This is a genomic window from Candidatus Magnetaquicoccus inordinatus (assembly GCF_004217665.1).
Taxonomy (GTDB): Bacteria; Pseudomonadota; Magnetococcia; order Magnetococcales; family Magnetaquicoccaceae; genus Magnetaquicoccus; species Magnetaquicoccus inordinatus.
In genome coordinates this window covers 1-2046 of record NZ_RXIU01000367.1, presented here as the reverse complement: position 1 = coordinate 2046, position 2046 = coordinate 1, and the positions used below count along the sequence as shown (strand labels likewise).

Below are 2046 nucleotides of genomic sequence, written 5' to 3'. Positions count from 1 at the left end.
ATCAACACCCGTGTCAACTCGCCATTTTGCAGTGCCATCATAGGCGTAATGGAGCCTGTTTCTTCAGAGCGATGGAGACGCTCCACCTCGCGATGATAGGCCCCAGTGGCATCGAGCAGCAGCAACGAATGACCTGTGGGTGCGGTATCCATGACCACAAACTGCTCTTGGGCCAGATGAATCAGGCGGGAGAAGGCTTGGAATACAGCAATCTCCTCTGTACAGGGTGAACGCAGATCCTCCTCCAACAAAGCCCGACCTTGCGCATCCAAGGAGGCTCCCTGTTTTGCCAACACCTCCTGACTGTAACGCTCTGTCTCCTCTTTGGGATCGATGCGGCTGATGCTGACTGCACTATGTTCCTGGCCAATAGCCTGTTCCAGATGTGCTGCCGGATCGGAGGTAGTCAGATGCACACGATAGTGACGACGGGCGAGTGCCAAAGCAATCGCTGCCGCCAGTGTGGTTTTGCCCACACCTCCTTTGCCCATCAGCATGATCAAGCCACGACCCGGAGCCGCCAACTGATCCATCAATGAAGCCAACGAGGGAAATGTTGTTGTATTCTCCCGTTCTGGCGCAGAAGAGCTCTGCAACTCTCCAGACTGCTCGGAAAAAAAGGCGCGCAAGGCGCTGATACCGACCATGTTAAAGGGACGCAAAGGCAGTTGTTCGACTGGTCAGAGCAGCAGATTTGCTGCATGATATTGGAGTGCAGGTGGCATAAACCTTGATCGCAAGAGCAGGTGAATGGGAAAAGGAGTCGAGAAAATGCACAGTGAAACAGATGTTCGTCCTCCGGCGGTGGCCGGTTCCTTTTATCCCAATGATCCTCAGGTATTGCGTTCCATGATTCGGCAATTTTTGGAGCGGGCGCCCAGTGGGGCCGCCACTCCTTGTGCCATGGTTGCCCCCCATGCCGGATATATCTATTCTGGCTATACGGCCGCCTGCGCCTATCGCAGTTTGGCCAAGGCCAAGCCAGACAAGCCGTTGCGGGTGTTTTTGTTGTCTCCAAGCCATCGTTTGCCTTTCCATGGCCTTTCGGTAGGCAACTATCGGGCCTACCGGACCCCTTTGGGAGATGTGCCGATTGATCAGGCGATGGTTGAGCAGTTGGCTCTTTTGCCCGATGTCAGTCGGGATCCGGCTCCGCATCAGCAAGAGCATGCGCTAGAGGTGCACTTGCCATTTTTGCAGGAGACGGTGGAGCATATCCAACTGGTGCCAATTATTTTTGGTCGTATCAGCGGGGGCCATTTGGCAGATATGTTGGCGCGGCTCTGCCAACCGGAGGATCTCTTGTTGGCCTCGACCGATCTGTCGCACTTTTATCCCTATGACGAGGCGCGTCGCCTGGACAGTCAGGCGTTGGCTGCTTTGGCGGCAGTGGATCCGCTAGCCATGTCCAAAACCGAGGCTTGTGGCAATACCGGAGTGTGTGCAGTGCTCGAGTTGGCGCGGCGCCGACAGTGGCGCTCGGTGTTGGCCGATTATCGCAACTCCGGGGATACAGCCGGGGGCAAAGATCGTGTGGTGGGCTATGTCAGCTATCTCTTTTACCCTGCAAAAGGGGCGGAAGGTGCAACGTCGGTGAATACATTACCAGGGGTGGCGCGTTTGCATTTGCAACGGGTATTGCGGGGCGAACCGGGAGTGCAGGCAGAGGCTTTGACCTCCCGGGTGGCCGAGTTGGCGCAACCGGGTGCCTGTTTTGTCACCTTGACCAAGCAGGGGCAGTTGCGGGGCTGTATCGGCAGTTTGCAGGCTTACAGACCATTGGCGGTGGATTTATTGGATAACTCTCTTTCAGCAGCACTGCGGGATCCCCGTTTTCCACCGGTAACCGCCGAAGAGTTGGCTGAATTGCGTATTGAAATCTCCCTGTTGACGCCAGCGCAACCTTTTCCCTACAGCTCAGCAGAGGATCTTTTGCGGAGATTGCAGCCTGGGGTGCATGGCGTCATTTTATCCAAGGGAGGTCGCCGGGCCACCTTCCTGCCACAGGTTTGGGAGCAGTTGCCCGATCCCAGGCAGTTTTTACAA

Annotated in this window: 1 protein-coding gene and 1 pseudogene; one reads left to right on the top strand and one right to left on the bottom strand. The window is 56.1% G+C overall.

Annotated elements, in window-relative coordinates; all coding sequences use genetic code 11:
* Positions 1-680, bottom strand: a pseudogene (locus EJP87_RS15690) (ArsA-related P-loop ATPase); the annotation flags it as partial.
* A gap of 91 nt (positions 681-771) precedes the next feature.
* Here EJP87_RS15690 and amrB point away from each other — a divergent pair.
* Positions 772-2046 (top strand): AmmeMemoRadiSam system protein B (amrB, locus tag EJP87_RS15685; RefSeq protein ID WP_193771450.1); only part of this gene is annotated, 1275 nt, incomplete at its 3' end.